Source organism: Scopulibacillus cellulosilyticus (genome assembly GCF_042665295.1).
Lineage (GTDB): Bacteria > Bacillota > Bacilli > Bacillales > Sporolactobacillaceae > Scopulibacillus_A > Scopulibacillus_A cellulosilyticus.
The window spans coordinates 312,267-335,244 of sequence record NZ_JBHTCO010000004.1 but is presented as its reverse complement, the minus strand read 5'-3'; the positions used below and the strand labels follow the sequence as shown (position 1 = coordinate 335,244).

Genomic DNA, 22,978 nt, shown 5'->3' with positions numbered 1-22,978 from the left:
GCTCTTTTTCTAGTTTAATTCATCTCTTTAACATTTAACAGTTTTGCATTAATTAAAAAGGAGACTTCTTCTAAATATTATAGGTTCACTAATAATTTTGCCATCAGCGCTGATCTGACAGGAAGCTGATCAATCAAAATATGTTCATATTCCGCGTGCGGTCCTTCGCCGACCGAACCCAATCCGTCCAATGTTGGAATTCCGAGCGCTGAAGTGAAATTCCCATCGCTGCCTCCGCCGACTTTTTCTTCTTTTAATTGAATGCCAAGTTCTTTTGCGCAAGATTGAGCGATTTGAAACAGTTGTTCTGTTTTTTTAGTTTTTACCATTGGCGGCCGTTCTATATCCCCTAAGACTTTGACCGTTGTCCCCTTAAGATGAGGTTTGATATCGTGGATAAGGTGAGAAATACGCTCACCTTCCTGCATGCTTGAAACCCTCGCATCCACGTCAATTTCCGCGCGTTCCGCAACAACATTGACCCGGCTCCCGCCATGTGTTATACCAGCATTAATCGTAGTTCCTTTTTCGTAGTCGTTTAAAGAATGCAAGTATAATATTTGGTGAGCCATCTCTTCCACCGCACTGATACCATCTTCAGGATGGTTGCCTGCATGTGATGCTTTCCCTTTGATAATAATTTTGAATTGCCCCACCCCTTTACGGGATGTTTTAAGTGCACCGCTTTTTGCGACCGCAGGCTCAGGAACGAGAACCGCTTCACTCTTTAATGCTTCCTGTTCAATCAGTTCACGAGATGCAGTACTGCCCACCTCTTCATCACTCGTACAAAGAAATACGATTTTTTTATTCAACGGCAAATTTAATACCCGGCATGCTTTTAATGCCCAGAGCGATTGAATAATGCCGCCTTTCATATCTAAGATACCCGGGCCGTATGCTTTGCCGTCTTCAACATGAAATGAAAGTCTTCCTACATCCCAAACGGTATCGAAGTGAGCAAGAATTAAAATTTGCGACTCCCCTTCACCATAGGTAAAACGCAAATCATTACCGGCTTTTTCTTGAGAAATAACCTCGGCTTCTATGTTTAAATGTTTTTGAAAAAGTTCACGCAATACTGCACCGCACCGATCAACATGTTTTTTATCATCAGACGGCGATTCCGCTCTTACTAGTTTTTCCAAATCAGATAAAATATTGTTTTTATTTTTCTGTAAGTAATCTAACATCCTATCCATAATGGACATCCTTTCATTAAATTTTTAATTCTAAAACTCTTTACTCAATAAAGAAAACTTGGCAGCTGCATCGGTCTTGCTTCTTCGTTGGCAAGATATACTTTTTGATAGTAAAACAAAACAGTCTTTTATTTCTTTATTTATTTGTCCTTACAAATTCCCTTTGTTTTACAGTATATTTATCCAATAATTCAGGCTTCGGTTGATAACCGATTCCCGGAGATAACGGAATATCGATAGTACCATCTTTGTTTACTGTTACTTCTGGAGAAATGACATCTTCATACCAATAACGGGAAGAGGCAGCCGTGTCCCCCGGCAATATAAAGTTTGGCAGTGAAGTCATCGCGATATTGTGAGCGCGCCCAATACCTGATTCCAACATGCCCCCGCACCAGACGGGAACTCCCTTCTCCCGGCATAAGTCATGAATGCGTTTTGCCTCTGATAAACCGCCTACCCTGCCGATTTTAATATTAATGATCCGGGTGCTGCCTAGTTCAATTGCCTTACGGGCATCCTCACATGAATGAATACTCTCATCTAAGCAAACCGGTGTTTTCAGCTGTTTTTGAAGCTTGGCATGATCGATGATATCATCATGTGCGAGAGGCTGTTCAATCATCATCAAATTAAAGTAATCTAATTCTTTTAAAGTATCCATATCGTTTAATGTATAAGCTGAATTAGCATCCGCCATCATCGGAATATCACCAAAACGGCTGCGCAAAGCACGGATTATTTCAACATCTTTACCCGGTTTTATTTTAAATTTGAATCTCCGGTAACCTTGTTCTATATAATTTTCGACATTGCGGAACAATTGATTAATGTCTTCCTCTATCCCGATGCTTATCCCAACCTCAATTTTATCCTTTGTACCGCCAAGGGCTTTGGCAAGCGGGAGATTCTGCTGTTTAGCATATAAGTCCCATATCGCTCCCTCAATGGCTGACTTAGCCATGTTATTGCGGCGAATCGGCGAAAAAAGCTGTCCTGCCTCATCAGGATGAGAAAATTCCGCTTGTTCAAGCACCATCGGGATTAAAAATTGTTCGAGTATATGCCAGGCCGTACCAACTGTTTCTTCGTTATATAGAGGATCTTTTGAAACAACGCATTCCCCATAGCCTGTTAAGCCGTCAGCTTGTACCTCTGTTAATATAAACTCCCTTTCTAATTGTGTCCCAAAACTGGTCTGGAATGGCGATTTTAATATCATCTTCATCTGCCGCATAGTGACTTTTTCTATAAACATGTGGACCCCCCCTAAAAGATTTATTATAATTTTCCGCTGTTATTCAGCATAAATATTAAAGTTGGAATAGTACTGCTCAAGCCTTTTTCTGCGTGATTGAACCTCCCCCTTCATTTTTGTATTAATACCAAATATTATTTGATTCAATAAACTTAGGACAGGTACAATGTTATTTGGCCCTGATTCAGCATCTGTTTTCGTCGTAAAAGTCAAATCGGCGATACAGCCGACCGGCGATAAAACGTGATCAGTAGCAGCAATAATTTTCGCACCTTGATTTTTTGCGCATTCCGCTAATTGTATAACATCTCTTGTATAACGGGGATAAGAAATGAAAAATGCGACTGATTGCTCATTAATGTCCAGAAGCTTTTCAACCGCATCACCTATTTCTGAACTTAATTGAACTTGATTGCGAAATTCACTTAAACTGGATGAAAACCATAGCGCCGGCGGCAGTGAAGTGCGATGACCAACGATTAAAACCTGCTCTGCCCCTATCAGCCAGTCTACAGCTTTCCAAATATTATCCTGGTTTAAATGTTGATTAAGATCTTGCAGCATGTTGATATCTTTTTTGATAACTTCAGAGAAAACACTTGTTTTTTCAAATTGATGATCATTTGCTTCTGATTGGATTTCCTGATCTGAAAGCACTTGTTTTCTAATCGTTGACTGCATCTCTGAAAAACCATTGAAACCTAGTGCATATGAAAGCCGAATAACCGTGGTTTGACTGACATTTATTTCTCTTCCTATTTGCTCGGCGGTTCTGAATGCTGATTGATTAATATTGTTCAAAATATACTCTGCCACTTTTCGTTGTCCAGATGACAAACTGTGAAACACATTTTTAATTGATTTTTCTATTGAGAGATTCTCCAAACGATCACCCTTATGCATGACATACTTTAATAATTCTTTTTTAAAGCAGTAAAAACTTCATTGTTTTTTTACAATTTACCATATATATTGAATAGTGTAAATATTAAACTGCCCGTTTTTTATTTAATTAAAAAAAACCCGCCTTTTGACGAGTTTCGAAATATTTTTGAATTTAAAATCCTAATAATAACAAAAGTCCGCCGATAATAGGCATGATTATTGTTGCTGTTTTTAGTACAACCGGATGAAGACGTGTGGTGAATTTAGCGCCAATATAAGTCCCAATCAAAGTGCCAAGCACGACTTCAATAAATAATTTTATATCTAAATTTCCTGAAGTATAATATCCAGTACTTCCTATTAAAGCAATTGGTAAAATAACCAGCATGGTTGTCCCCGCTGATTGTTGAATGGTCATGCCTAAAAAAGTTAGTAAACCAATTTGAATAAAAGGTGTTGAGCCAATTCCAAAAGTACCAGCTAAGATTCCGGAAACAATGCCTACTCCCCCTGCTGCTGTCCAAAAGCGGAGACTGGACGGCATCTCCGTTCCCTCGATGGATTTATGATTGGAACTCATAAATATCTTAAATCCGAGGAGAATGGCAGAAAGAAACAGCATACTTGCAGTCATCCATTTTAAATCATGTCCGGGGATGAGCTGAGCAATTTGCGAGCCGATAAAAGATCCGGCAGCACCGAATAACCCGACAACAACACCAGTTTTGATGACAACATTTCCTTCTCGATAATGGCTGTATGCACCCGACAAAGTCGTAAAAACCATTGCTGCCAGTGATGTCCCAAGCGCAGTATGTATAGGAATTCCGAAAAAGACATTTAAAATCGCGATAATTGTTCCCGAGCCGCCGGCGCCGACAAACCCGAGAATTAACCCCATAATAAGCATCGTTATTGTAATTGACATTGTAACAAATCCTTTTCCGATCGTTTATATACATTAATTATATCGAAACAGAATTTTGTAAACATCCTTTTTACAGAAAAAACAGGCCGCAAACACGGTCTGTTTTTTAAAAATGCACTTTATCCTCTGCTTCCGGCTAATTTACTTTTTCTAAATTTTTGTTTCTGTCTTTCCTTTGATTCCTCTTCTTGAGGCGGTCTGGTCTTTTTAAGGAAGAAAGCTAAAATTAATGCAAGGACAGCAAGACCTGTTGCAACGATAAAGGCGTCATTAATACCTTTAATAGAAGCTTCTTTTGAAATCATTGCTATTTGCTGTTTAGTATGAGGAGCCAGCGATTGAATCATGTCTTGGACATGTTTTTTTGTCTGACTGCTCATAATCGTAATAAGAAATGCTGTACCCAGTGATCCTGAGACTTGTCTAAAAGTGTTCACCATCGCCGTACCATGGGCATTTAATCTTTGCGGCAGAGAGTTTAACCCGGCTGTCATGATTGGCATCATTAACATCGACATACCAAACATTCGGCAGCTGTACAAAATAATTAACGTCGTATATGTTGTTGAATCGGTTAATCTGCTGAACATATAGGTCGTAACAGCTGTTATGATCAAGCCGGTCACCGCCAGCCATTTTGGGCCGATTTTATCGAAAATAACCCCTGTGATAGGGTTCATTATCCCCATAATAATAGCGCCAGGTAAAAGTAATAGTCCCGATTCCAACGGCGTGAAGCCTCGAATATTCTGTAAATAAATCGGCAATAGAAGCATAGCGGCAAACATGGCCATGGTAATGATGACATTTATAATCGCCGCCAGTGTGAACATACCATATTTAAATACTCTAAATTCGAGCATCGGTTTGTTAACCCTAAGTTCCCGTACAACAAATAAATCAAGCGCTACAACGCCAGTAAAAATGATGTTAAGAACCAGCAAATTAGTCCAACCTTTATCTCCCGCGCTGCTAAAACCATAAAGGATACCGCCAAAACCAACTGTAGACAAGATGACACCCAATATATCAAGTTTTGGTTTCGATACCTTTGTAACATTTTTAAGGAAAAAAATCGCAACAATAATGTCGATAATTGCTATTGGAAGAATGATAAAAAACAGTAATCTCCATGAAAAAGTTTCCACGATCCACCCTGAAAGCGTTGGGCCGATTGCCGGTGCAAATACCATCGCTACCCCGACTACTCCCATTGCGGAGCCCCTTTTGTCGGCAGGAAAAATAGTTAAAATGACATTTGTTAAAAGCGGCATCATAATGCCGGCTCCCGCCGCTTGGATAACTCTGCCTAAAATAAGGATAGAAAAGGATGGTGAAATGCCGCAAATGAATGTTCCAATCGCAAATAAACTCATAGCAGCTAAAAATAGTTGCCTCGTTGTAAATCTCTCCATTAAATAAGCTGTTATAGGGATTAGAACACCGTTAACAAGCATATATCCCGTTGTAATCCATTGAGCTGTAGTAGCCGTAATATGAAAGTTATTCATAACTTTGGGCAGGGCTACATTCATAAGCGTCTGATTCAAAATAGCGACAAAAGCGCCCATAATAATGACTGTGATAATTGGACCCTTTTTTATATTTTGAACAGCCGCCTTAGAGACAGTATCCATAAAAGGTCAACCCCTTTTTAATTTATCTAAGATCTCTTGATGAACTTTTAGGAGAAACTTAATGTCTTCATCGGAAATTTCCCGTAAACCTGAGAGACGCTCTGTTAAAAGCTCATACGCTTCTTCTTTCTTCTTATTCCCTTCAGGTGTCAATCGCATCGTCAAAGTTCGGCGGTCGTTCTCTGAACGTTCCCGAACAATAAGACCTGCCTTCACTAATCTTTCAACAATACCGCTCATTGTACTATTTCCAACAAGCAATTCTTCTGATAATTGCCCTAAGCTGGCATTAGGCGTTTGATCTAATGCATTTAGCACTTGAAACTGAATAACTGTTAAATTTAATTCATCCGATTCTTCAAGCAGCATATAATACAAGGCCCTGTTAACTTCTTTAAATGATTTCATTATTTGATGGATTTTTTCATATTCGCCCAATTCCCAACACCTCTTGCATTTAATTCGTACATAAATATTTCGTGTACGAAATGTATTTAATCCAATTGATACTATACTCCCGCTAATACTATGTGTCAACAGCTATCACTTCATACATGTGGTCTGACCCTGTGAAGTTTTTGTGAACTCTGGATAACTATAAAGACATATAATGGTAAAGAAAATCAGCCAAAAATTGATTTTTGGCTGATTGATTCCTTATATTGGCGGAAGATCCAGTTTTCCTTCCGTAAACAATTCTTTAATCATATGTTTAGAAAATCCCGCTGCTTGAGCAAAGGTAATTTTAGCCGGCATCGGCGGTTCATTTGCATCTACTAAAACATCAACAATACATGGTTTTGTCTGTGCTGCTGCTTGTTCTAAAGCCTGCGGCAATTCTTCAACTTTTTCTACACGATAGCCTATCCCGCCGCACGCCTCTGCATATTTGGCGAAGTTCGGATTAACTAGATTGGTGCCAAATTCAATATTTCCCATAACTTCCTGTTCATATTTAATCATCGCAATCTTATGATTGTTAAGGACAATCACTTTAATAGGGAGCTCATATTTTACTGCGGTTACAAAATCATTCATTGTCATACCAAATCCGCCGTCTCCGCAGATAGCAAACACTTGTTTATTAGGGTAAGCAATTTGACCGGCCAAGGCGCCTGGAAGTCCGCAGCCAAGCGTTGCCAGCCAGCTGGAAAGAACAAATTGCTGGTTTGTTATTCTAAAATCTCTCGCCGTCCATACGGTCACATTTCCAACATCGACTGATAAAACAGCATCATCATGGGCAATTTGTTTAAGGGAACGAAGAACTTTTTGCGGTTTAATCGGAACTGAATCATCGGCTTCTTCCTGATCCATCTTCTTCCACCAGCGTTTCATCATTTCTTGATGATGTTCAAGGAATGAACGATCTTTTTTTGTATCTATTTGTTTAGTCAGCCATTCTAACGTTTTACCGGCATCCCCGGCGCATCCAACATCAGCCGGATATCTCTTGCCAATTTGATATGGATCAATATCAATGTGAATGGTTTTTGCTTTATCAGGTAAAAAAGCGTTAAATGGATATGACGTTCCGATTAAAATAAGCGTATCAGCATTTTGCATAGCGTCATATGCAGGCTTTGTGCCAATTTGACCCAGTCCGCCTAGACATAATGGATGTTCATCCGGTATGACACCTTTCGCCGGTAATGAAAGAACAATCGGTGAGGCAATCTTCTCAGCAAAGTTTATTAAAGCTTGACTTGCACCTCTTGTTCCCTTTCCTGCCAGAATAATTGGCTTTTCCGCTTCGTTAATGACTTGTTTGGCTTGTTGTAAATCTTCAAGCTCAGGCATGACATGAGATTTTACATAAAACGGTTTTGTATATCTTATGTCCCCTTCCATCTCAAACCTTGGAATATCATCCGGTACAGTTAATACTGCAACACCATGTCTTGTGTAAGCCGTCCGGATCGCCTGGTTAACAACCGTCGGCATTTGTTCAGCTGACATAATTCGTTGATTATAAACGGCGACATCATCAAATAATCTATCCAAATTAACTCTTGGAAAAAATCAGTGCCAATCATATCTGATTCAACTTGTCCGCATATAGCAAGGACCGGCGCCCGGTCTAACTTAGCGTCATACAATCCGTTAAGTGTATGAATGGATCCGGGACCCGCAATCGTCAGGCAAACACCCAGTTTTCCTGTTAGCTTTGCATAAGCCGAAGCAGCTAAAGCTCCCGCCTCTTCATGCCTTACTTGAATAAATTTAATCCTGCCGTCTTCATCCGCTTTTCTTAATGGTTCAATAATCGAGTTAATGGAATCACCGGGCATGCCGTAAATGTGGTCAACCCCCCACTCAATTAAAAGATCAATCAATACTTCTCCCGCTTTTTTCCGAAACATATACTCTCTCCTTTCCTTTAGAATGGCACTTCCAAAACCGCTTAATTGTTATTTATTATTCCAAATTTTAACATTTATTTAAATCTAAACCCTGCTTTTGATATTGTGCTGAAATGCTAGATATTTATACAAAAATACCCGGTTGCTTGGAAAATTAATAAAAAGGTTCCTTTGGCATTAAACATACAAATTTAACAAAATTGGCATACTGAATAATACTTGGAGGCTTAGCATATATGAAGGTTTATCATGCAATAAAAGGTATTGCCGGGATACTTTCTAAATTCGGGTTGACCTTTCAAGTCATCAAGACAGCTTTGGCGACCGGTATTGCCTGGTGGGCAGCCACAGCATTAACCCCTAATCCTTATCCTTTCTTTGCACCTATTGCCGCAGTACTCGTCGTCAATGCAACTGTTGCGGAATCATTAGAAAAGGCTTTCTACCGAATTATTGGCACAATCGGCGGCGTACTTGTCAGTTTGTTCATTGGTCATTGGTTACATGTAGGAACGATCGCCATCTTTCTTAGTGTGCTGCTGGGTATGGTACTAGCAACAGCATTAAGCTTGAATACGCAAATTACGGCGCAAATTGGTGTTAATTCAATGCTGGTTCTCGCTTTTCTGCACTCACCCGGTTATGCGTTAGGACGTATATATGAAACCATGCTGGGGTGCATTATTGCTATTATTGTAAATGCGGTCATTATTCCTCCAAATGCCATACCAAAAGCCTCCAAAAGCATTGATGATTTAAGCCGGTTATCTTTTATTTCTTTAAATAACCTTGGTGCTCTTTGGTATCAGGATGACCCTAATATGAAAGAAGATTTAAAAGCGGTCCGATATTTAGTTGACCAAACGGAAAACACTTTTGACGCCGTTAAATTAGCCAAACAGAGTATCAGATTTCGTCCTTTTGCTAAAAAGAAAAAGCAGAGAATTAAAGAATTAGCTGTTGCGCTCAGCCGTTTAGAGCATATAACTATTCAAATTAGAGGCATTGCCAGAGGATTGGTGGATTTACGCTCTGTAAAGGGATTAACCGTCAATGTCATTGGTAAAAAGGAAGCCATATCCGCCATGAAAGCCACCGCTGTCTGTATCCATTTATATGGAAAATCAATCGTCAATCCATCAGAGAAAATTTCAAAAGAACTCAATGAAGCCATTGCAAAGGCTCGAATAAAACAAAAATATTGTCTAACGACTCTGTACCAATCAACATCCTTGACAGTTTTTAGAGACATTGGCGGTATTCTTACCGATTTAAACCGAATTATCAAAGAAGTATCCGGTGAGCGTTTGGTAAAGACAGGCCGCGAGTATTAATATCATGACAACTCAAAAAGCCATGAAGCTTATGACTTCATGGCTTTTCGGCTAAAATAAACATTTATTCGGGTTTAGGTTTTATTGATTTTCTATAATTCCCTTTCAGTTCCCGATGCGCTTTTTCGTCTTGTTTCCGCCTTTTTGATCCAAACCACTCTGAGCCAACAAGGACTGCTCCAAGTGCCAAAAAGGCTAATATCCCGCCAACTATATATAAAATCATAACAACATATTCCGGCAAATCTATCACTCCTTACTTACTCATATGATGACCGCAGCACTATAGATTATTCATGACATGCTTATCAAAAATAAGGAGCAATTGGAAACGTTAAGTATTGTTTTATCCAATTTCCGCAAAATATTTATAATGATCACTTTCCAAGGCAAAATACTTATACAATAGAATAAGGTGATAAAAATGACTTCCTCAATTTATCGTAAAATCACTTCACTGGATCCAAAGGTTATTTTATTCCTGGAATATCTTGAAATACTTATTGGTGCAACAATTGTTGGATTAGTTTTCAACCTGTTTTTATTGCCTAATAAAATTGCAGCAGGCGGTGTCAGCGGCATCAGCACGATTCTTTTCGGCCTTTTTCACTGGAACCCTTCCTATGTCCAATGGGCATTTAACATACCGCTGTTTTTTCTCGGGATTATTCTTTTAGGAAAAGAATTTAGTATAAAAACACTTGTTGGAACAGCATTCCTTCCTTTAGTTATTTATTTAACAGAGGATATCCAGCCAATCACTTACAATCATCTTTTAGGTGCTTTATTTGGCGGAATAGGACTAGGGTTTGGCCTTGGCATTGTATTTCGCGGTAAAGGTTCTACAGGAGGAACGGCACTCATCGGCCAAATTATTCATAAGTATACCCGTCTTTCACTTGGCATTTGCATGGTTATGATTGACGGATCAATTGTTGTATTATCGGCATTTGTTTTTAGCCTTGAGCAAGCATTATATGCAATTATAAGTATTTATTTATCTGGAAAAATGATTGATGTCGTACAGGTAGGCCTGAGCTATAATAAGTTGGCGTTAATTATTTCTGAAAAAGAAGAGGAAATACGCCAAGTGATTTTTGCAGAAATTGACCGAGGAGTAACTAAAATTGCCGGGATCGGCGGTTATACAAACACTGCAAGGCCAATCTTAATGTGCGTACTCGACCAAAGCGAGCTGACAAAATTGAAGCAACTTGTAAACAGAGTAGATCCTGCCGCATTTGTGATCATTTCAAATTCAGTGGAGGTGCTTGGTGAAGGCTTTAATCAAGAAGAAATCAAAACGCATTAGATAAAATGAGCCCGTTGGAGTAAATACCCAGCGGCTCATTTTCTTTTAAATAATCTTCCAATCCAATTTATCAGCCAATCAATAATATGAATGAAGACAGATAAAGAAAAGGCTGTTTGAATGTTCTGCAATTGGATGGACGGTAATATGGAAAAGATAAGCATGATGATGAACGTATCTAAAACGATTGTTACCACATTTTCTTCAGCCCAATGCGGTTTTCTTCTTAATATCGACCGCAAAATTGCTCTAATAAGCGGATGAATAAACACTTCCGATAATAAAAAAGCAAAAACGAGTAGCAAAGCTCCAGTAAAAAGTGTCCCTTCCCCGGCTGTCGTTACAGAACAATTAAACCAGTTCATAGCTTTCATTAAAAACCAATAAACAACTGTAAAAAAAGCAATTGGTATAAGTACTAATACCGTTAATAGAGGAACGAGCCATATTTTTACTCCCCAAGCAGGCTGTTCCTTTTCACCCTTATTAATCATGACATGAACAAATGCAACTACTCCTAAAATAATTGCAGCGATAATGATAATATTAAAAGCATTCATATAATAAATCCTCTCTATGCATGACACCCAGCTGTCTAAATATTATAAAATGTTAACACTAGGAATAATTGCGCTTGATTTAAAACTTTTGCCCGTACATAACTTTCGATAAACGTAGATTATTGTAACTGTTTTGTTACAAAATAATATTATTTGTTTCATATAATTAATATCAGACTAATTATAGCAGATTTGGTTGGAAAGTTTGGATGATATTGTTTTTTAAAATGATGTTATGCTATAAGAATGGATGAAAGTGAAAATACGACGAGGAGTAAAAATATGAAACGGTTCGGCCTTATGCTTATCTTAGGCTTTTTAATAACTTTTCTTTCCGGGTGCCATATTACCGCCTCACCCTACAGCTTAATTCATACACCTATGCAACCACAAGGTAAACAGGAATTAAAAGATGCTATATTCAAACAAATTCCGAAAAAGGCTAAGCTTGTTTCACCCGGAAGCAGTAAAATATATCATCAAATCGTTTTAAATGATTTTGACGGGGATCATCACAAAGAGGCACTGTTCTTTTATTATACGGGTTATGGCGATGACCATATGGCTATTATGAAGCTGAAAAAAAACCACTGGAAAAAGGTACTGGATGTTTCAACAGGGACTGTGGATGTTGATGAATTTCTTGTTGATGATATTAACCATGACGGTATTCCGGAAATTATCGTAGGTGACGATTTGTATGATCACAAGGAGTGTGTGGTTTATTCTTTTAAGAACGGTAAGCTAAAAGAACAGTTTAAGCATCCTTACAGTAAAATTGTTATCAATGATTTAAATGATGATCATCAAAAAGATCTTACTTTAATAAACTTAACACCTCTCAAGAATTTTACAGTATCAACATATCAGGTTAACAAAAAAGGCTCATACCAAGAGCTTTCATCAATTAAACTTGATGCCGATATAGACGGAATTGATCATGTAGAAGCCGGCAAATTGACGCAAAATGAATCCGCCTTGTTCATAGAAACAGCGACCGGTAATGTATCCAATACAGAGGTTGTCTCATTTCATAACGGAAAGCTTGTTCAAACCCTGCCCGAGAATGAACAAACGGATAAACCTTTTCCGGAGTATAGTAAAGATATTAATCATGACGGCATCATTGACATCGCTGTACCTTTCGAACCAAAAGGCTGGGAAGATGAGCCGCTTTCCAATATGCCGTATATTACAGCATATAAAGACTGGAATGGGAAACAGTTAAAGGTTGTCAATGAACGTTATAACAGCTATCAATATGGATTTTACGTTGAATTTCCAAACTCTTGGATTAACCGTGTCACTATTAAACACGAAAAAATAAATAAACATGTCACTTTTATAACAATTAATAATAAAAAACCATTACTAACCGTTTATTGGATAAATAAAAGTAAGTCCTACAACAAAAAGCATTTTATAAAAATTGGTGAATCACCAAAATATATTTATCTTATTCCTAATAAGAAGACCGATATTAATTACAGATATACTTTTCATATTATCCGCTAATGTTGAATTTGAAGCGTTCAAAAGGGACAATCCGCCCCTTTTGAACTTCCTTAACAAGAATGTTAAATGATTTGAGGTGTGCGAATGAGCAGTGTCATGGTTGTAGAAGATGAACATGCTATTAGAAGTTTTATTGTATTAAACTTAAAACGTTCCGGGTTCGAGGTAGTTGAAGCATCATCAGGAGAAGCAGCTCTTGATTATTTAAATGAAAATACCATTGATATTGTTTTACTGGACATTATGCTGCCTGGTATTGACGGTTTTGAAGTCTGCCGGCAAATCAGGGAGCGCTTCCAGGATATTGGCATTATCATGCTTACTGCCAAGGTTCAGGAGGCAGACAAAGTCAGCGGACTGACGCTCGGTGCCGATGATTATGTATCAAAACCTTTTAGCCCGGTTGAACTGATTGCGCGGGTTAATTCCTTAGTTCGCAGGCTTAAAGTTAATAAGTCAGATGAAGAATCAAATACCATTACGTCTGGACCCTTTAAACTGTCGGTTAAAGAAAGCCGTCTATTTAAAAATCAAACGTTCATTGATTTAACACCGACTGAATTTGAATTAGTTCGCCTGTTAATGGAACATGCAAACGAATCATTAACACGGGACGAGCTGTTAGATCATGTTTGGGGGAAAAACTATGTCGGCGATACTAAAATTGTCGATGTTAATATCAGACGGCTCAGAAGAAAAATTGAAGACGATCCATCCTCGCCTAAATACGTGACAACGCATTGGGGAAGAGGTTATATGTGGAGCGGTGACGCATAATGACAAACAGGGTTGTCTTAAACTTTATGGCTATTATCTTAATTACGTTAACGCTCAGTGAGTGTATATTCGATGTCACACTCCGAACTTATTACTATCAGAACATATCGAGAATGATCATCACTCATGCCGATACGTCACAAGATTTATTTAATAGATTCAATCAAGAAAATCCAAATGGAGACAGCGGTGAGCTTCTCTCATCGATTTTAAAAAACTTTGACTCCCGTAAAGCGGAGCTTCAAGTGTTAAATACCGAAGGAGATGTCTTGACATCATCTTCCGGATTTGAAGTAAAGCAAAAGATTCACCTTAAGCCGGAAATTCTCACGGGAAAAAAAGTCGTAGACGTGGATAAGATGCCGGGCACTCACGAAAAGGTCATGAATATCTATGTACCTATACAAATTTATTCGGGTACTTATGTGCTGCGTTATATTACATCTCTTGAGGCAATCGATGATGTTTTAACACTGATATACGCCGGTGCAGCAACAATCGGCATAATTATAGCTCTTATCGTCTTTATCATTAGCTTAAGATTTGCGAGGTCTATCGTTGATCCTATTACAAATATTATTTCCGCAGCAAAAGAAATGGCAAAAGGACACTTTAACATTCGCGTCGATAAAACATATAAAAATGAACTTGGCGAATTGGCAGATACGCTTAATTATATGGCCGATGAAATCGTTAAAACCGACAAGATAAAAAATGAATTTATCTCATCCATCTCCCACGAATTAAGAACACCTTTAACAGGTATTAAAGGATGGAGCGAGACGATGTTATTAAGCAGCGAGTTTGATAAAAAGGACTATCAGGAAGGACTCAACATTATAGCAAAAGAAACAAACAGGCTGATAGACCTTGTTGAAGATTTACTAGACTTCTCCCGTCTTCAATCAAATACATTAAAACTGTATAAAGAAAACTTCAGGCTCGATGAGCTGTTAAAAGAAGTTGTCAAATCATTAAAAATAAAAGCTAAGGAAAAGAATATAAAAATCGACATCAACCAAATGAAAAGAACAGTGATCCACGGGGATCAAAACCGTTTGAAACAAGTCATTATTAATACGATCGATAATGCCATTAAATTTTCCCATCGTGACAGCACCATTGACATATCTCTTAAAGACTCTTACGAATATGTTACCATTACCGTCCAGGATTACGGGATTGGCATTGATGATGAACACCTTCCATACCTGACGCAATCGTTTTACCAAGTATCCTCGAACGGCAAAGGCTCCGGGCTGGGCCTTTCTATCACAAAGCAAATTATTGATTTGCATAAAGGCAAGATTGATATTAAAAGTAAAGTTAACGAAGGAACAATTATTACTATACAATTGCCAAAGTTGATATTAGAACATAAAAATTAAAGTAAAGAAAACGCTTATGATGCAAAATTATACTTTAAAGTAAAATAAAAAATGAGCAGTTCCAAAATGAAATGGAACTGCTCTTTGTTATTAGCTGTAAGGTTCATCCTCTTTGCTTGTTAAATTTTGTCCGACTTTTTTTGCTTTATTAACGACATCTGAAGTTTTTTGAGTTAGTGAGATAGCAAGATCACCTGATTTATCAATTAAACCAGAGGATGACCCGCAAAGATCTTTACGGAACTCTTCACCAGTTTTCGGTGCCAACATAAGAGCTGCGAAAGCGCCTACTGCCCCGCCGACTAATGACCCTACGACAAAATTTTTAGTACTCATCTCATTTCCTCCTCTAATTAATAAACTTGTCCTCTTTTGTATTTTACCAAAAAAGCAGCACTATACATACTTATATAACCAGTATGCTTAATTACATACCATGCCCTTTGCTGAATAAGTAAGTGACATGTCTATCTTTATATTCTCTACCCTTATTTTAATTTCCTTTAAACATTATTATATTATATTGTTTACTAAATAACAAAGTTATTCAAGCTGACTTTTTTCATAAAATTGACAATTAGAAATTGCATACAAAAAGGCCGTTGTAAAAATTTCAACAGCCCAAAAATCATGATTAATTTAAAAATAAATTCTAACACTTGTTTATTTATTTAAAATGCAGCTTAAAACAGTGGTTTTACAAATGCTAATTATTAAAAGCATTATTTGTATCATTTATATCCGCATCATACGTATTCGTCATACTAAAAACATTATTTTCAATATGAAAATCACCTGTGCTGAATCCGCCCGCACCAGAATATATCTTTGAAACGCCTTTGGGAGCAACGTTCAAACTGTCCCCAAAGTTAAGCGCACCGGAAACGGTATTAATCTTAACAGCTCCAACAATCGAAGGCAATATAATCACGCCTTTTAACTTTGATATGGGCATTACCCATAAGAAAGTTATCTATTCATTGTATTATTCATATCATTTACATCAGAATCATACGTGTTTGTAAGAGAATATATACTGTTTTGTACATGAAAATCTCCTGTCCTTGACCCGCCTGAACCAGAAATAAACTTAATTTCTTGTTTTGGTGCTAAATTAATAGTATCTCCGAAGTTAACTGAGCCGCTGACATAACTGCATTTAAAAGCTTTTGCAATTGAAGGCATTTTGTTCGCTCCTTTTTCAATTAGTGATATATTATATGTCTAATATCCGCTTTCGATTGAATGCACCTGCCTATTTTTAAAGTATTGCATCAACTTTCGATTCTAATTATTTCCTGCATTATTTGTGTCATTAATGTCAGGGTCAAAGGTATTTGTCAAACTAAAACCATTATTTTCAATATGAAAGTCACCAGTGCCAAATCCTCCTGAACCAGTAAAAGTTTTTGAAACCGCTTTGGGAGCAACATTTAATGTATCACCGAAATTCACCGCGCCAGAGACTGTGTTAACCTTAATCGGTCCTATAAGTGAAGGCAACGTTATCCCCCCAATAATCAAGATAATTCAATCTATAAGCATTGATTTTTTAATTCTGTTTCAGTACTGATTGCATCAAATTCTTATTAAAGGTATTTTTCCAGTCAAACAGGATAATAGCTATTATATGTAGCATGGCATGAAATGATTAGTTCTCTATCCCATCAAATAAGGAATTTAGTTAAAATAAAAACACGCTTAACATTTAGGGTGTCAGCGTGCTTTTCATTACTTTTCACAAATAGTTAAACTTTTTTTACCCTAAAAAAGTTTGTTAAAATCCAAGATCCCTGAGGAACACCGAAGCTTAATTGCCAGGCTCCTATTCCGCCAAGCTTGTATTCACGAACTAATAATGCTTTTTCAATAAGACTTCGGCTGTCTTCAAACCACACAACATGCCTTTGCCGGGATTGATCTGTATAATAATAAAAAGGTGACTTATCTTGTTCGGAATACTGAATCGGCACATTTGCATTCATAGCAACAACGGCAGCTGCCTGCGCTGATAGCGTAACGGGCAAGTTTCCAGGCCGATATGGCAGCACCCAATCGTACCCGTAATACGGAACGCCTAAAATAATCTTATTACTTCTGATCTTACCCACGGTAAAGTCTAAAGTTCTTCGAATATTCCCGATTGGCGCTACCGGACCCGGTTCGCTTCCCGGATAATGCCAGTCATATGCCATAATGAACATATAGTCTACAACTGATCCGATAGCACCATAGTCATAGCCTTTAAGCCAAGGAATATCATTACTTTCTTTAGCCGGTACAGCTATCGTCATCATTAGATTGTTCTCTTTTAGCCGTTGACCCAAACGGCGCAAGAATGATGAAAATAGATCCCGATCCCGCGTCGATACATTTTCAAAGTCAATATTGACACCGCCGTAGCCGTCTCTAGTTACTAATCGGTGGATATTATCAATAAGTTTTTCACTGACGGCCGGGTCACTTAATACTTGGTGAACCAAGCTTGAGCTAAATCCTTGTTGGGTTAAGTTAGTAATGGTGGCTAAAGGCGTCATATGATTGCGCCAGGCGGCTTGAACTTCGGCAGTTACATTTAATTGGCTGAGTGATCCATTTGAAAAGACATGGTATTCAAATAAAGCCATTAAAGTAGTATAAGGAGCAAAATCTTCAATTTGTTTTACATCTGATTCCAAACCTCTAATGACTGTGTAACCAAAAGTTGTTATATATTCTTTGGATACTTCCGGAATTCTTATCCTCATACCCGGCTGCAATTGATTTGGATTTAACGATGGGTTCGCCCTTATAAGCGACTCCTGTGACTGATAAGCCGTTTTGGCAATTGAGTAAAAGCTGTCACCCTGCTGAACAATATAAGTATCGCTTGTTATAAGCAATGCCTGCCCCGGGGTAATATTCTCGCGATACAACCCATTAACCATCCGAATGCTGTTAAGAGGGATATGATACTTTTGGCTAATTGAATATAATGAATCTCCCGGTTTCACGGTATAGACAAACAAGATATCCCCTCCCCTTCCCTGTAAATACCATATGCGAAAGGCCCGGTTCTAGTTAAAAAAATAGAGAAAACTTGCCGGCTGGCAAGTTTTCTCTAAATATTTACGATTGCTTCTTTTAATGTTTTTACAAGAAATGCGAAATCATCATCTGTCATGCTAAGCGGCGGGGATAGTGCAATGATATTATTGAAACCGGCAACGGTATCACCGTTTTTACCAATAATCAGTCCCTTATCTTTGCAAGCGGCAATGACTCGGTTGACAATTTCGGCAGAAGCTGGTTTTTTCGTCTGTTTGTTTTCTACAAGTTCTATACCCATAAGTAATCCTTTAGAACGTATATCGCCGACATTCGGATGCTCTTTTAATTCAGCCATTTCTTTTGCCAATTTTTCTCCAAGTTCTGCTGAACGCTCAATCAGGTGCTCATTTTCCATAATCTCAAGATTTTTTAATGCCAAGGCGCACGCCGCAGGATTGCCGCCAAACGTGTTGACATGACGAAAACGGTTATAGTCTTCAGTTTCTTTAAATCCTTCAAAAATTTCTCTTCTTACCGCAGTTGCCGACAGCGGTAAGTACGCGCTCGTCAAACCTTTTGCCATCGTCACGATATCCGGTTTGATGCCGTAATTCATATGACCGAATTTTTTTCCGGTACGGCCAAAACCGCAAATCACTTCGTCAATGATTAATAATACGCCATGACGTTCACAGATTTCTTTAACAGCCGGCAAGTAATTTTCTGGAGGTACAATCACACCGCCGCCGGTAATGATCGGTTCCATAATAATACCGGCAACTGTTTCATTAAACTCCCATGTAATCGTCCGATCAATTTCATCCGCATAAGCCTGGCCGATCTCTTCCACAGAGCCCGAATAAGGAGAACGATAGACATCTGGCGGTGAAACATGAATGAATCCTTGACCCAGCGGTTCATAACGGTACTTTCGCTGCGCCTGGCCTGTAGCAGCAAGCGCCCCCATTGAATTACCATGGTAAGCCCTGTAACGGGAAACGAATTTAAAGCGTCCCCCTTCGCCGTTTTGTTGGTGATACTGCCGGGCGATCTTAAAAGCTGTTTCATTGGCTTCAGAGCCGCTGTTTGAGAAGAAGATCACATAATCGTCTTCCAACCATTCATTCAGTTTTTCGGCAAGCCTGATAGCGGGTTCATGAGTGTTTGACATTGGAACGTACGACATAGTTTTCAGTTGTTCATAAGCCGCTTCCGCCAGCTCTTTACGGCCGTATCCAACATTGACACACCATAATCCCGACATGCCGTCCAAATACTTATTGCCGTCCGCATCAGTTATCCAAGCGCCATCAGCTTCCGTAATCAATAGAGATGCACTGTTCTCATTATAGCCTTTCATTGCATGCCAAACGTATTTTTCGTCTTTTTTTAAGAGATCATTTTTAACATTGGTAGACACCGCTGCCGCCCCCTTTATTAATATCGTGTCGTAAACATTTTCTTTTTCGTATAAAATTCAACACCGTCTTTACCGTTTGCATGGAGATCGCCGTAAAATGAATCTTTCGCACCTGAGAACGGGAAGAATGCCATTGGGACAGGTACACCAACATTGACACCGAGCATTCCCGGTTCTGCCTCTTCACGGAATTGTCTGATTGCCTTTGCATCATTTGAATACAGTGTGGCTGAATTGCCAAATTGCGAGCTGTTAACAATTTCTAAAGCCTCATCTAAATCCTTTGCACGGTAGAGACTTAATACAGGTGCAAAAATTTCATCACGGCCGACTGACATGCCTGGTTTTACATGATCAAAGATCGTCGCGCCGAGAAAATAACCTTTTTCAAAATTATCTATATCTTTCCTGCCATCGCGAATTAATTCAGCACCTTCTTCAAGACCTTTTTCAATATAACCAATAGCCTTTTGACGCTGGGAGTCACGGATGACCGGCGTTAATACAACACTTTCATCTATACCATTGCCAATTTTCGTATCATCAGCTGCTTGCTTTAATGTTTGAACGAATTTCTCGCCGTCTCCAACAACTACGACAGCACTGCAAGCCATACAACGTTGTCCTGCACTTCCAAACGCGGAGCTGATAATACTGTCCGTTGCTTGATTCACATCAGCATCGGGCATGACAATATGATGATTTTTAGCACCGGAAAGCGCTTGCACCCGCTTGCCGAATGAAGAAGCTTTCTCATAGACATACTTTGCAACGGGCTGTGAACCTACGAAAGATATTGCTTTTACATCTTGATGTTCAATTAATCCGTTAACAACATCATGAGCGCCGTGAACGATATTGAAGACGCCATCTGGAAGACCTGCTTCCTTCAATAGTTCCGCGAGACGATTAGCAAGAATCGGTGTACGCTCTGAAGGCTTCAGAACAAATGTGTTGCCGCAAGCAATGGCCAGAGGGAACATCCAGCATGGCACCATCATCGGGAAATTAAACGGTGTGATGCCGCCGACAACACCGATTGGATAACGATACATTTCTGAATCAATACTCGGACCGATTGTCGATAGAGAATCCCCCATCATTAAGCTCGGCGCTCCGCAAGCAAATTCGACACATTCAACCCCGCGTAAGACTTCGCCATAAGCTTCATTAATGCTTTTGCCATTTTCACGTGTGATCATATTGGCAAGCTCATCTTGATTTTCCATTACAAGATGATGAAAGTTATATAGAATACGCGCACGTTTTTGTACAGGTGTTTTACGCCATGTCTTAAAGGCTTCCTTTGCAGCCGTCACTGCTTTATCGACATCATCGAATGTTGAAATTGGGACACGTGCGACAATTTCCTCAGTAGCAGGGTTAGGGACATCTTGAATGTCTTTTGCTCCTGATGGCACCCATTGTCCATTAATAAAGTTTTTTAGTGTTTCTACCTTAGACGTTGTCGTGGTCATGAAAAGGCCTCCTTAATTATGAATGAATATTATAAATATTTTAAGTCTTTTAGTTAGTATAGAATGAAAACAGCAGAAAAGCATTAGACAAAAAGTTAAACCTAAGAGAATATTTTTAAACAAACATGTAAACCCATCATTTTTTTCTGCTCAATAAAGCAGCAGAAAAGTATTTCCTCGCATCCGGATTTTGAATATAATGCATTTCTAATTTCTTGCCTTTCTGAAATTCTACAAGGTCCCCATCCAATTTTTCAGTAACTTTACGAATCACATAACCCTCATGAAGAAGTAAATCAATTGTCTTTTTTTCCTCTAAATACCTTTTATGTGTTGACATTCCGAATAAACCTCCCTACTCCAATTTACCTTTGGAATTTTGATTCTGATTCATTATGTTAAATTCAGTTTTGCCCTCTATGTCCTTCCCTTTTACAACCTCCAGTTCGGGTGATATGACCCAATCACGCCCGACTGTTATACCTAAATATTTTTCATCTGATGGATCCTTTATCTCTAATTGCGGGTATTTTTTGTAATACCATAACTTTCCTAAAAAATAATAAACAGCACCAGCGACAATAAAACCGACGATGAAAGAATAATTCATCAGCAAGTAGGCTGCCAGCCCGCCGGCAAACCATGATATAAAGCCGGCAATATTCACACCATGGTAAAATTTATACTGCCCGTCTGCTTTATATAAATCTTGAACATTGACTCTTCTTTTCCTTAAAAGATAATAATCAGCAAAAAGGATACCGGTAATCGAAGATAGAACAGCGCCAATAATTAATAAGACTTGGGTGAGGATATTAAAGACATTCCACGGCTCAATAACAGTACCGACAATTCCGGCTATAAAAACCGCTGCCGCAAATGAAACCTTTGGACCGCCGGCATTTGAAAAAATCGCCGCCGCCGGAACAAGGTTTGCTGATATGTTCGTAGACCATTGAGTCAAAACGACCATTAATAATAATATCGCTAACATCCATCCTGATAAGGAATGCTGCAAGGCAAAAACAGGATTGGAAGTTTTCGCGGCTGCATAAGAGGCGGCACCGATCATTATCATAAATGCTTCGGTCAATGGAAGGGCAACAATACTGCCAATAAGTGTTCCTTTATTCCTTTTAAACCAATTTCTTTCGTATTTCGGTGCTTTGATGAAGCGGGAAAGTGTCGGGATATCAGTCCCAAGTGTCGCCCAAAAACCCATATTACTGAATAAAACAACCAAAAACGCCGTCACCGCTGCGCCGCCTGTGACAGGACTTTCCACCCATGACCAAACATCCCTTCCCTGCTCGAGAGCGTGCTGTGATAAAGAACTGTACATAAATAATGAAATGATAATAATGATAGGAGCCGATATATCTGCAAATCTTTCAACAGACTTAATCCCTGATGCCGTATTCATTAACTGGATGACGGCAAAAATCAAATAACAAATCAGCCAATGATTAAAACCGGCTAATGTCGCCAAAATAGCATTAATCGCTGTAGCGCCAAAATAAGTATTAATTCCAAACCAAAAGGAAGCGGCAATCGCCCGGATAATAGATGGAATATGTGTACCGACTGTCCCGAACGGCGCCCGCATGTAAACCGGAAAGGACAGCCCGTGCTCTATTCCTATATCGCCGATGATTGTTATAAATATACCAATGGCCACACAGCCGATCAGTGTAGCGATAATGACCCATCCTAAAGACAGATGCTGAATACCTGCTGCACCGATTTCAAACGTGGCTAACAGAATCGCCATTCCTACCCACATGAAACAAAATCCCAGTGTACTTATTGTTTTTTTATCATGGCTGATTGGAAGCAAATCAGGAGACCTAAGATAATCATTTGATTTTTTCATGGTGTTGCCTCCTAAGAA

General features: G+C 38.8%; 22 protein-coding genes and 1 pseudogene. 5 read left to right on the top strand and 18 right to left on the bottom strand.

What is annotated here, in order from left to right; all coding sequences use genetic code 11:
• Window positions 1-77: 77 nt before the first annotated feature.
• The 7 genes and pseudogenes from ACFQRG_RS04795 to ACFQRG_RS04765 all read right to left on the bottom strand — a co-directional run bounded on the left by ACFQRG_RS04795 (window position 78) and on the right by ACFQRG_RS04765 (window position 8,273).
• Complete coding sequence (locus ACFQRG_RS04795; RefSeq protein WP_380964261.1) at window positions 78-1,202, bottom strand: M20 family metallopeptidase; 1,125 nt, start codon at window positions 1,200-1,202, stop codon at window positions 78-80.
• 136 nt (window positions 1,203-1,338) lie between these two features.
• Entirely contained in the window at window positions 1,339-2,460 is a 1,122-nt protein-coding gene (gene menC / locus ACFQRG_RS04790; RefSeq protein ID WP_380964259.1) for an o-succinylbenzoate synthase, read from the bottom strand.
• A gap of 39 nt (window positions 2,461-2,499) precedes the next feature.
• Complete coding sequence (locus ACFQRG_RS04785; protein WP_380964256.1) at window positions 2,500-3,345, bottom strand: MurR/RpiR family transcriptional regulator; 846 nt, start codon at window positions 3,343-3,345, stop codon at window positions 2,500-2,502.
• Between the two features lie 172 nt (window positions 3,346-3,517).
• Complete coding sequence (locus ACFQRG_RS04780) at window positions 3,518-4,273, bottom strand: sulfite exporter TauE/SafE family protein (RefSeq protein WP_380964253.1); 756 nt, start codon at window positions 4,271-4,273, stop codon at window positions 3,518-3,520.
• Between the two features lie 119 nt (window positions 4,274-4,392).
• Window positions 4,393-5,910, bottom strand: a complete 1,518-nt coding sequence (locus tag ACFQRG_RS04775; protein WP_380964250.1) for a DHA2 family efflux MFS transporter permease subunit — start codon at window positions 5,908-5,910, stop codon at window positions 4,393-4,395.
• Between the two features lie 6 nt (window positions 5,911-5,916).
• Window positions 5,917-6,348 (bottom strand): MarR family winged helix-turn-helix transcriptional regulator, encoded by a 432-nt coding sequence (locus ACFQRG_RS04770; RefSeq protein ID WP_380964248.1) that lies wholly within the window; start codon window positions 6,346-6,348, stop codon window positions 5,917-5,919.
• Window positions 6,349-6,567: 219 nt separating this feature from the next.
• Window positions 6,568-8,273, bottom strand: a pseudogene (locus tag ACFQRG_RS04765) (pyruvate oxidase).
• 236 nt (window positions 8,274-8,509) lie between these two features.
• On the opposite strand from ACFQRG_RS04765, the gene ACFQRG_RS04760 reads away from it, so the two are divergent.
• Window positions 8,510-9,607 carry an FUSC family protein gene (locus ACFQRG_RS04760; RefSeq protein WP_380964246.1) on the top strand — a complete coding sequence of 366 codons (1,098 nt, stop codon included), beginning with the start codon at window positions 8,510-8,512 and terminating at the stop codon, window positions 9,605-9,607.
• A 64-nt stretch (window positions 9,608-9,671) separates the two neighbouring features.
• On the opposite strand, the gene ACFQRG_RS04755 is transcribed toward ACFQRG_RS04760, so the two are convergent.
• Complete coding sequence (locus tag ACFQRG_RS04755) at window positions 9,672-9,851, bottom strand: hypothetical protein (protein WP_380964245.1); 180 nt, start codon at window positions 9,849-9,851, stop codon at window positions 9,672-9,674.
• A gap of 180 nt (window positions 9,852-10,031) precedes the next feature.
• Here ACFQRG_RS04755 and ACFQRG_RS04750 point away from each other — a divergent pair, with 180 nt between their 5' ends.
• Window positions 10,032-10,919: a YitT family protein gene (locus ACFQRG_RS04750; RefSeq protein WP_380964242.1), complete on the top strand. Its 888-nt coding sequence runs from the start codon at window positions 10,032-10,034 to the stop codon at window positions 10,917-10,919.
• A 35-nt stretch (window positions 10,920-10,954) separates the two neighbouring features.
• Here ACFQRG_RS04750 and ACFQRG_RS04745 read toward each other — a convergent pair whose 3' ends face one another.
• Window positions 10,955-11,479: a hypothetical protein gene (locus tag ACFQRG_RS04745; RefSeq protein WP_380964239.1), complete on the bottom strand. Its 525-nt coding sequence runs from the start codon at window positions 11,477-11,479 to the stop codon at window positions 10,955-10,957.
• 282 nt (window positions 11,480-11,761) lie between these two features.
• Between ACFQRG_RS04745 and ACFQRG_RS04740 the strand changes: the two genes are divergently transcribed.
• The 3 genes from ACFQRG_RS04740 (at window position 11,762) to ACFQRG_RS04730 (ending at window position 15,159) form a co-directional block, all read left to right on the top strand.
• Window positions 11,762-12,994, top strand: a complete 1,233-nt coding sequence (locus ACFQRG_RS04740) for a hypothetical protein (protein WP_380964236.1) — start codon at window positions 11,762-11,764, stop codon at window positions 12,992-12,994.
• Window positions 12,995-13,078: 84 nt separating this feature from the next.
• A complete protein-coding gene (locus tag ACFQRG_RS04735) occupies window positions 13,079-13,771 on the top strand; it encodes a response regulator transcription factor (RefSeq protein WP_380964233.1) in 693 nt (230 codons plus the stop codon).
• Window positions 13,771-15,159 (top strand): sensor histidine kinase, encoded by a 1,389-nt coding sequence (locus tag ACFQRG_RS04730; RefSeq protein ID WP_380964230.1) that lies wholly within the window; start codon window positions 13,771-13,773, stop codon window positions 15,157-15,159. Before ACFQRG_RS04735 ends, ACFQRG_RS04730 begins: the two co-directional genes overlap by 1 nt.
• A 90-nt stretch (window positions 15,160-15,249) precedes the next feature.
• Here ACFQRG_RS04730 and ACFQRG_RS04725 read toward each other — a convergent pair whose 3' ends face one another.
• From ACFQRG_RS04725 to ACFQRG_RS04685, 9 genes are all read right to left on the bottom strand, one after another.
• Window positions 15,250-15,495 carry a YtxH domain-containing protein gene (locus ACFQRG_RS04725; RefSeq protein WP_380964228.1) on the bottom strand — a complete coding sequence of 82 codons (246 nt, stop codon included), beginning with the start codon at window positions 15,493-15,495 and terminating at the stop codon, window positions 15,250-15,252.
• Window positions 15,496-15,865: 370 nt separating this feature from the next.
• Window positions 15,866-16,090 (bottom strand): spore germination protein, encoded by a 225-nt coding sequence (locus tag ACFQRG_RS04720; RefSeq protein WP_380964964.1) that lies wholly within the window; start codon window positions 16,088-16,090, stop codon window positions 15,866-15,868.
• 38 nt (window positions 16,091-16,128) lie between these two features.
• Entirely contained in the window at window positions 16,129-16,344 is a 216-nt protein-coding gene (locus ACFQRG_RS04715) for a spore germination protein (RefSeq protein WP_380964225.1), read from the bottom strand.
• A 102-nt stretch (window positions 16,345-16,446) separates the two neighbouring features.
• Window positions 16,447-16,662 (bottom strand): spore germination protein, encoded by a 216-nt coding sequence (locus ACFQRG_RS04710; RefSeq protein WP_380964222.1) that lies wholly within the window; start codon window positions 16,660-16,662, stop codon window positions 16,447-16,449.
• A 245-nt stretch (window positions 16,663-16,907) separates the two neighbouring features.
• Window positions 16,908-18,167 (bottom strand): glycoside hydrolase family 18 protein, encoded by a 1,260-nt coding sequence (locus ACFQRG_RS04705; protein ID WP_380964219.1) that lies wholly within the window; start codon window positions 18,165-18,167, stop codon window positions 16,908-16,910.
• A gap of 92 nt (window positions 18,168-18,259) precedes the next feature.
• A complete protein-coding gene (locus ACFQRG_RS04700) occupies window positions 18,260-19,609 on the bottom strand; it encodes an aspartate aminotransferase family protein (protein WP_380964217.1) in 1,350 nt (449 codons plus the stop codon).
• A 17-nt stretch (window positions 19,610-19,626) separates the two neighbouring features.
• Complete coding sequence (locus ACFQRG_RS04695; protein WP_380964214.1) at window positions 19,627-21,087, bottom strand: CoA-acylating methylmalonate-semialdehyde dehydrogenase; 1,461 nt, start codon at window positions 21,085-21,087, stop codon at window positions 19,627-19,629.
• 136 nt (window positions 21,088-21,223) lie between these two features.
• Window positions 21,224-21,427, bottom strand: a complete 204-nt coding sequence (locus ACFQRG_RS04690; RefSeq protein ID WP_380964212.1) for a hypothetical protein — start codon at window positions 21,425-21,427, stop codon at window positions 21,224-21,226.
• Window positions 21,428-21,442: 15 nt separating this feature from the next.
• Entirely contained in the window at window positions 21,443-22,960 is a 1,518-nt protein-coding gene (locus ACFQRG_RS04685) for an NCS1 family transporter (protein WP_380964209.1), read from the bottom strand.
• Window positions 22,961-22,978 lie beyond the last annotated feature (18 nt).

Excerpts from the sequence above, each read along its gene's own strand:
- ACFQRG_RS04795 (WP_380964261.1), bottom strand. The coding sequence starts at position 1,202 with ATGGATAGGATGTTAGATTACTTACAGAAAAATAAAAACAATATTTTA.
- menC (WP_380964259.1), bottom strand. The coding sequence starts at position 2,460 with ATGTTTATAGAAAAAGTCACTATGCGGCAGATGAAGATGATATTAAAA.
- ACFQRG_RS04780 (WP_380964253.1), bottom strand. The coding sequence starts at position 4,273 with ATGTCAATTACAATAACGATGCTTATTATGGGGTTAATTCTCGGGTTT.
- ACFQRG_RS04775 (WP_380964250.1), bottom strand. The coding sequence starts at position 5,910 with ATGGATACTGTCTCTAAGGCGGCTGTTCAAAATATAAAAAAGGGTCCA.
- ACFQRG_RS04760 (WP_380964246.1), top strand. The coding sequence starts at position 8,510 with ATGAAGGTTTATCATGCAATAAAAGGTATTGCCGGGATACTTTCTAAA.
- ACFQRG_RS04750 (WP_380964242.1), top strand. The coding sequence starts at position 10,032 with ATGACTTCCTCAATTTATCGTAAAATCACTTCACTGGATCCAAAGGTT.
- ACFQRG_RS04745 (WP_380964239.1), bottom strand. The coding sequence starts at position 11,479 with ATGAATGCTTTTAATATTATCATTATCGCTGCAATTATTTTAGGAGTA.
- ACFQRG_RS04740 (WP_380964236.1), top strand. The coding sequence starts at position 11,762 with ATGAAACGGTTCGGCCTTATGCTTATCTTAGGCTTTTTAATAACTTTT.
- ACFQRG_RS04735 (WP_380964233.1), top strand. The coding sequence starts at position 13,079 with ATGAGCAGTGTCATGGTTGTAGAAGATGAACATGCTATTAGAAGTTTT.
- ACFQRG_RS04730 (WP_380964230.1), top strand. The coding sequence starts at position 13,771 with ATGACAAACAGGGTTGTCTTAAACTTTATGGCTATTATCTTAATTACG.
- ACFQRG_RS04725 (WP_380964228.1), bottom strand. The coding sequence starts at position 15,495 with ATGAGTACTAAAAATTTTGTCGTAGGGTCATTAGTCGGCGGGGCAGTA.
- ACFQRG_RS04715 (WP_380964225.1), bottom strand. The coding sequence starts at position 16,344 with ATGCCTTCAATTGCAAAAGCTTTTAAATGCAGTTATGTCAGCGGCTCA.
- ACFQRG_RS04695 (WP_380964214.1), bottom strand. The coding sequence starts at position 21,087 with ATGACCACGACAACGTCTAAGGTAGAAACACTAAAAAACTTTATTAAT.
- ACFQRG_RS04690 (WP_380964212.1), bottom strand. The coding sequence starts at position 21,427 with ATGTCAACACATAAAAGGTATTTAGAGGAAAAAAAGACAATTGATTTA.
- ACFQRG_RS04685 (WP_380964209.1), bottom strand. The coding sequence starts at position 22,960 with ATGAAAAAATCAAATGATTATCTTAGGTCTCCTGATTTGCTTCCAATC.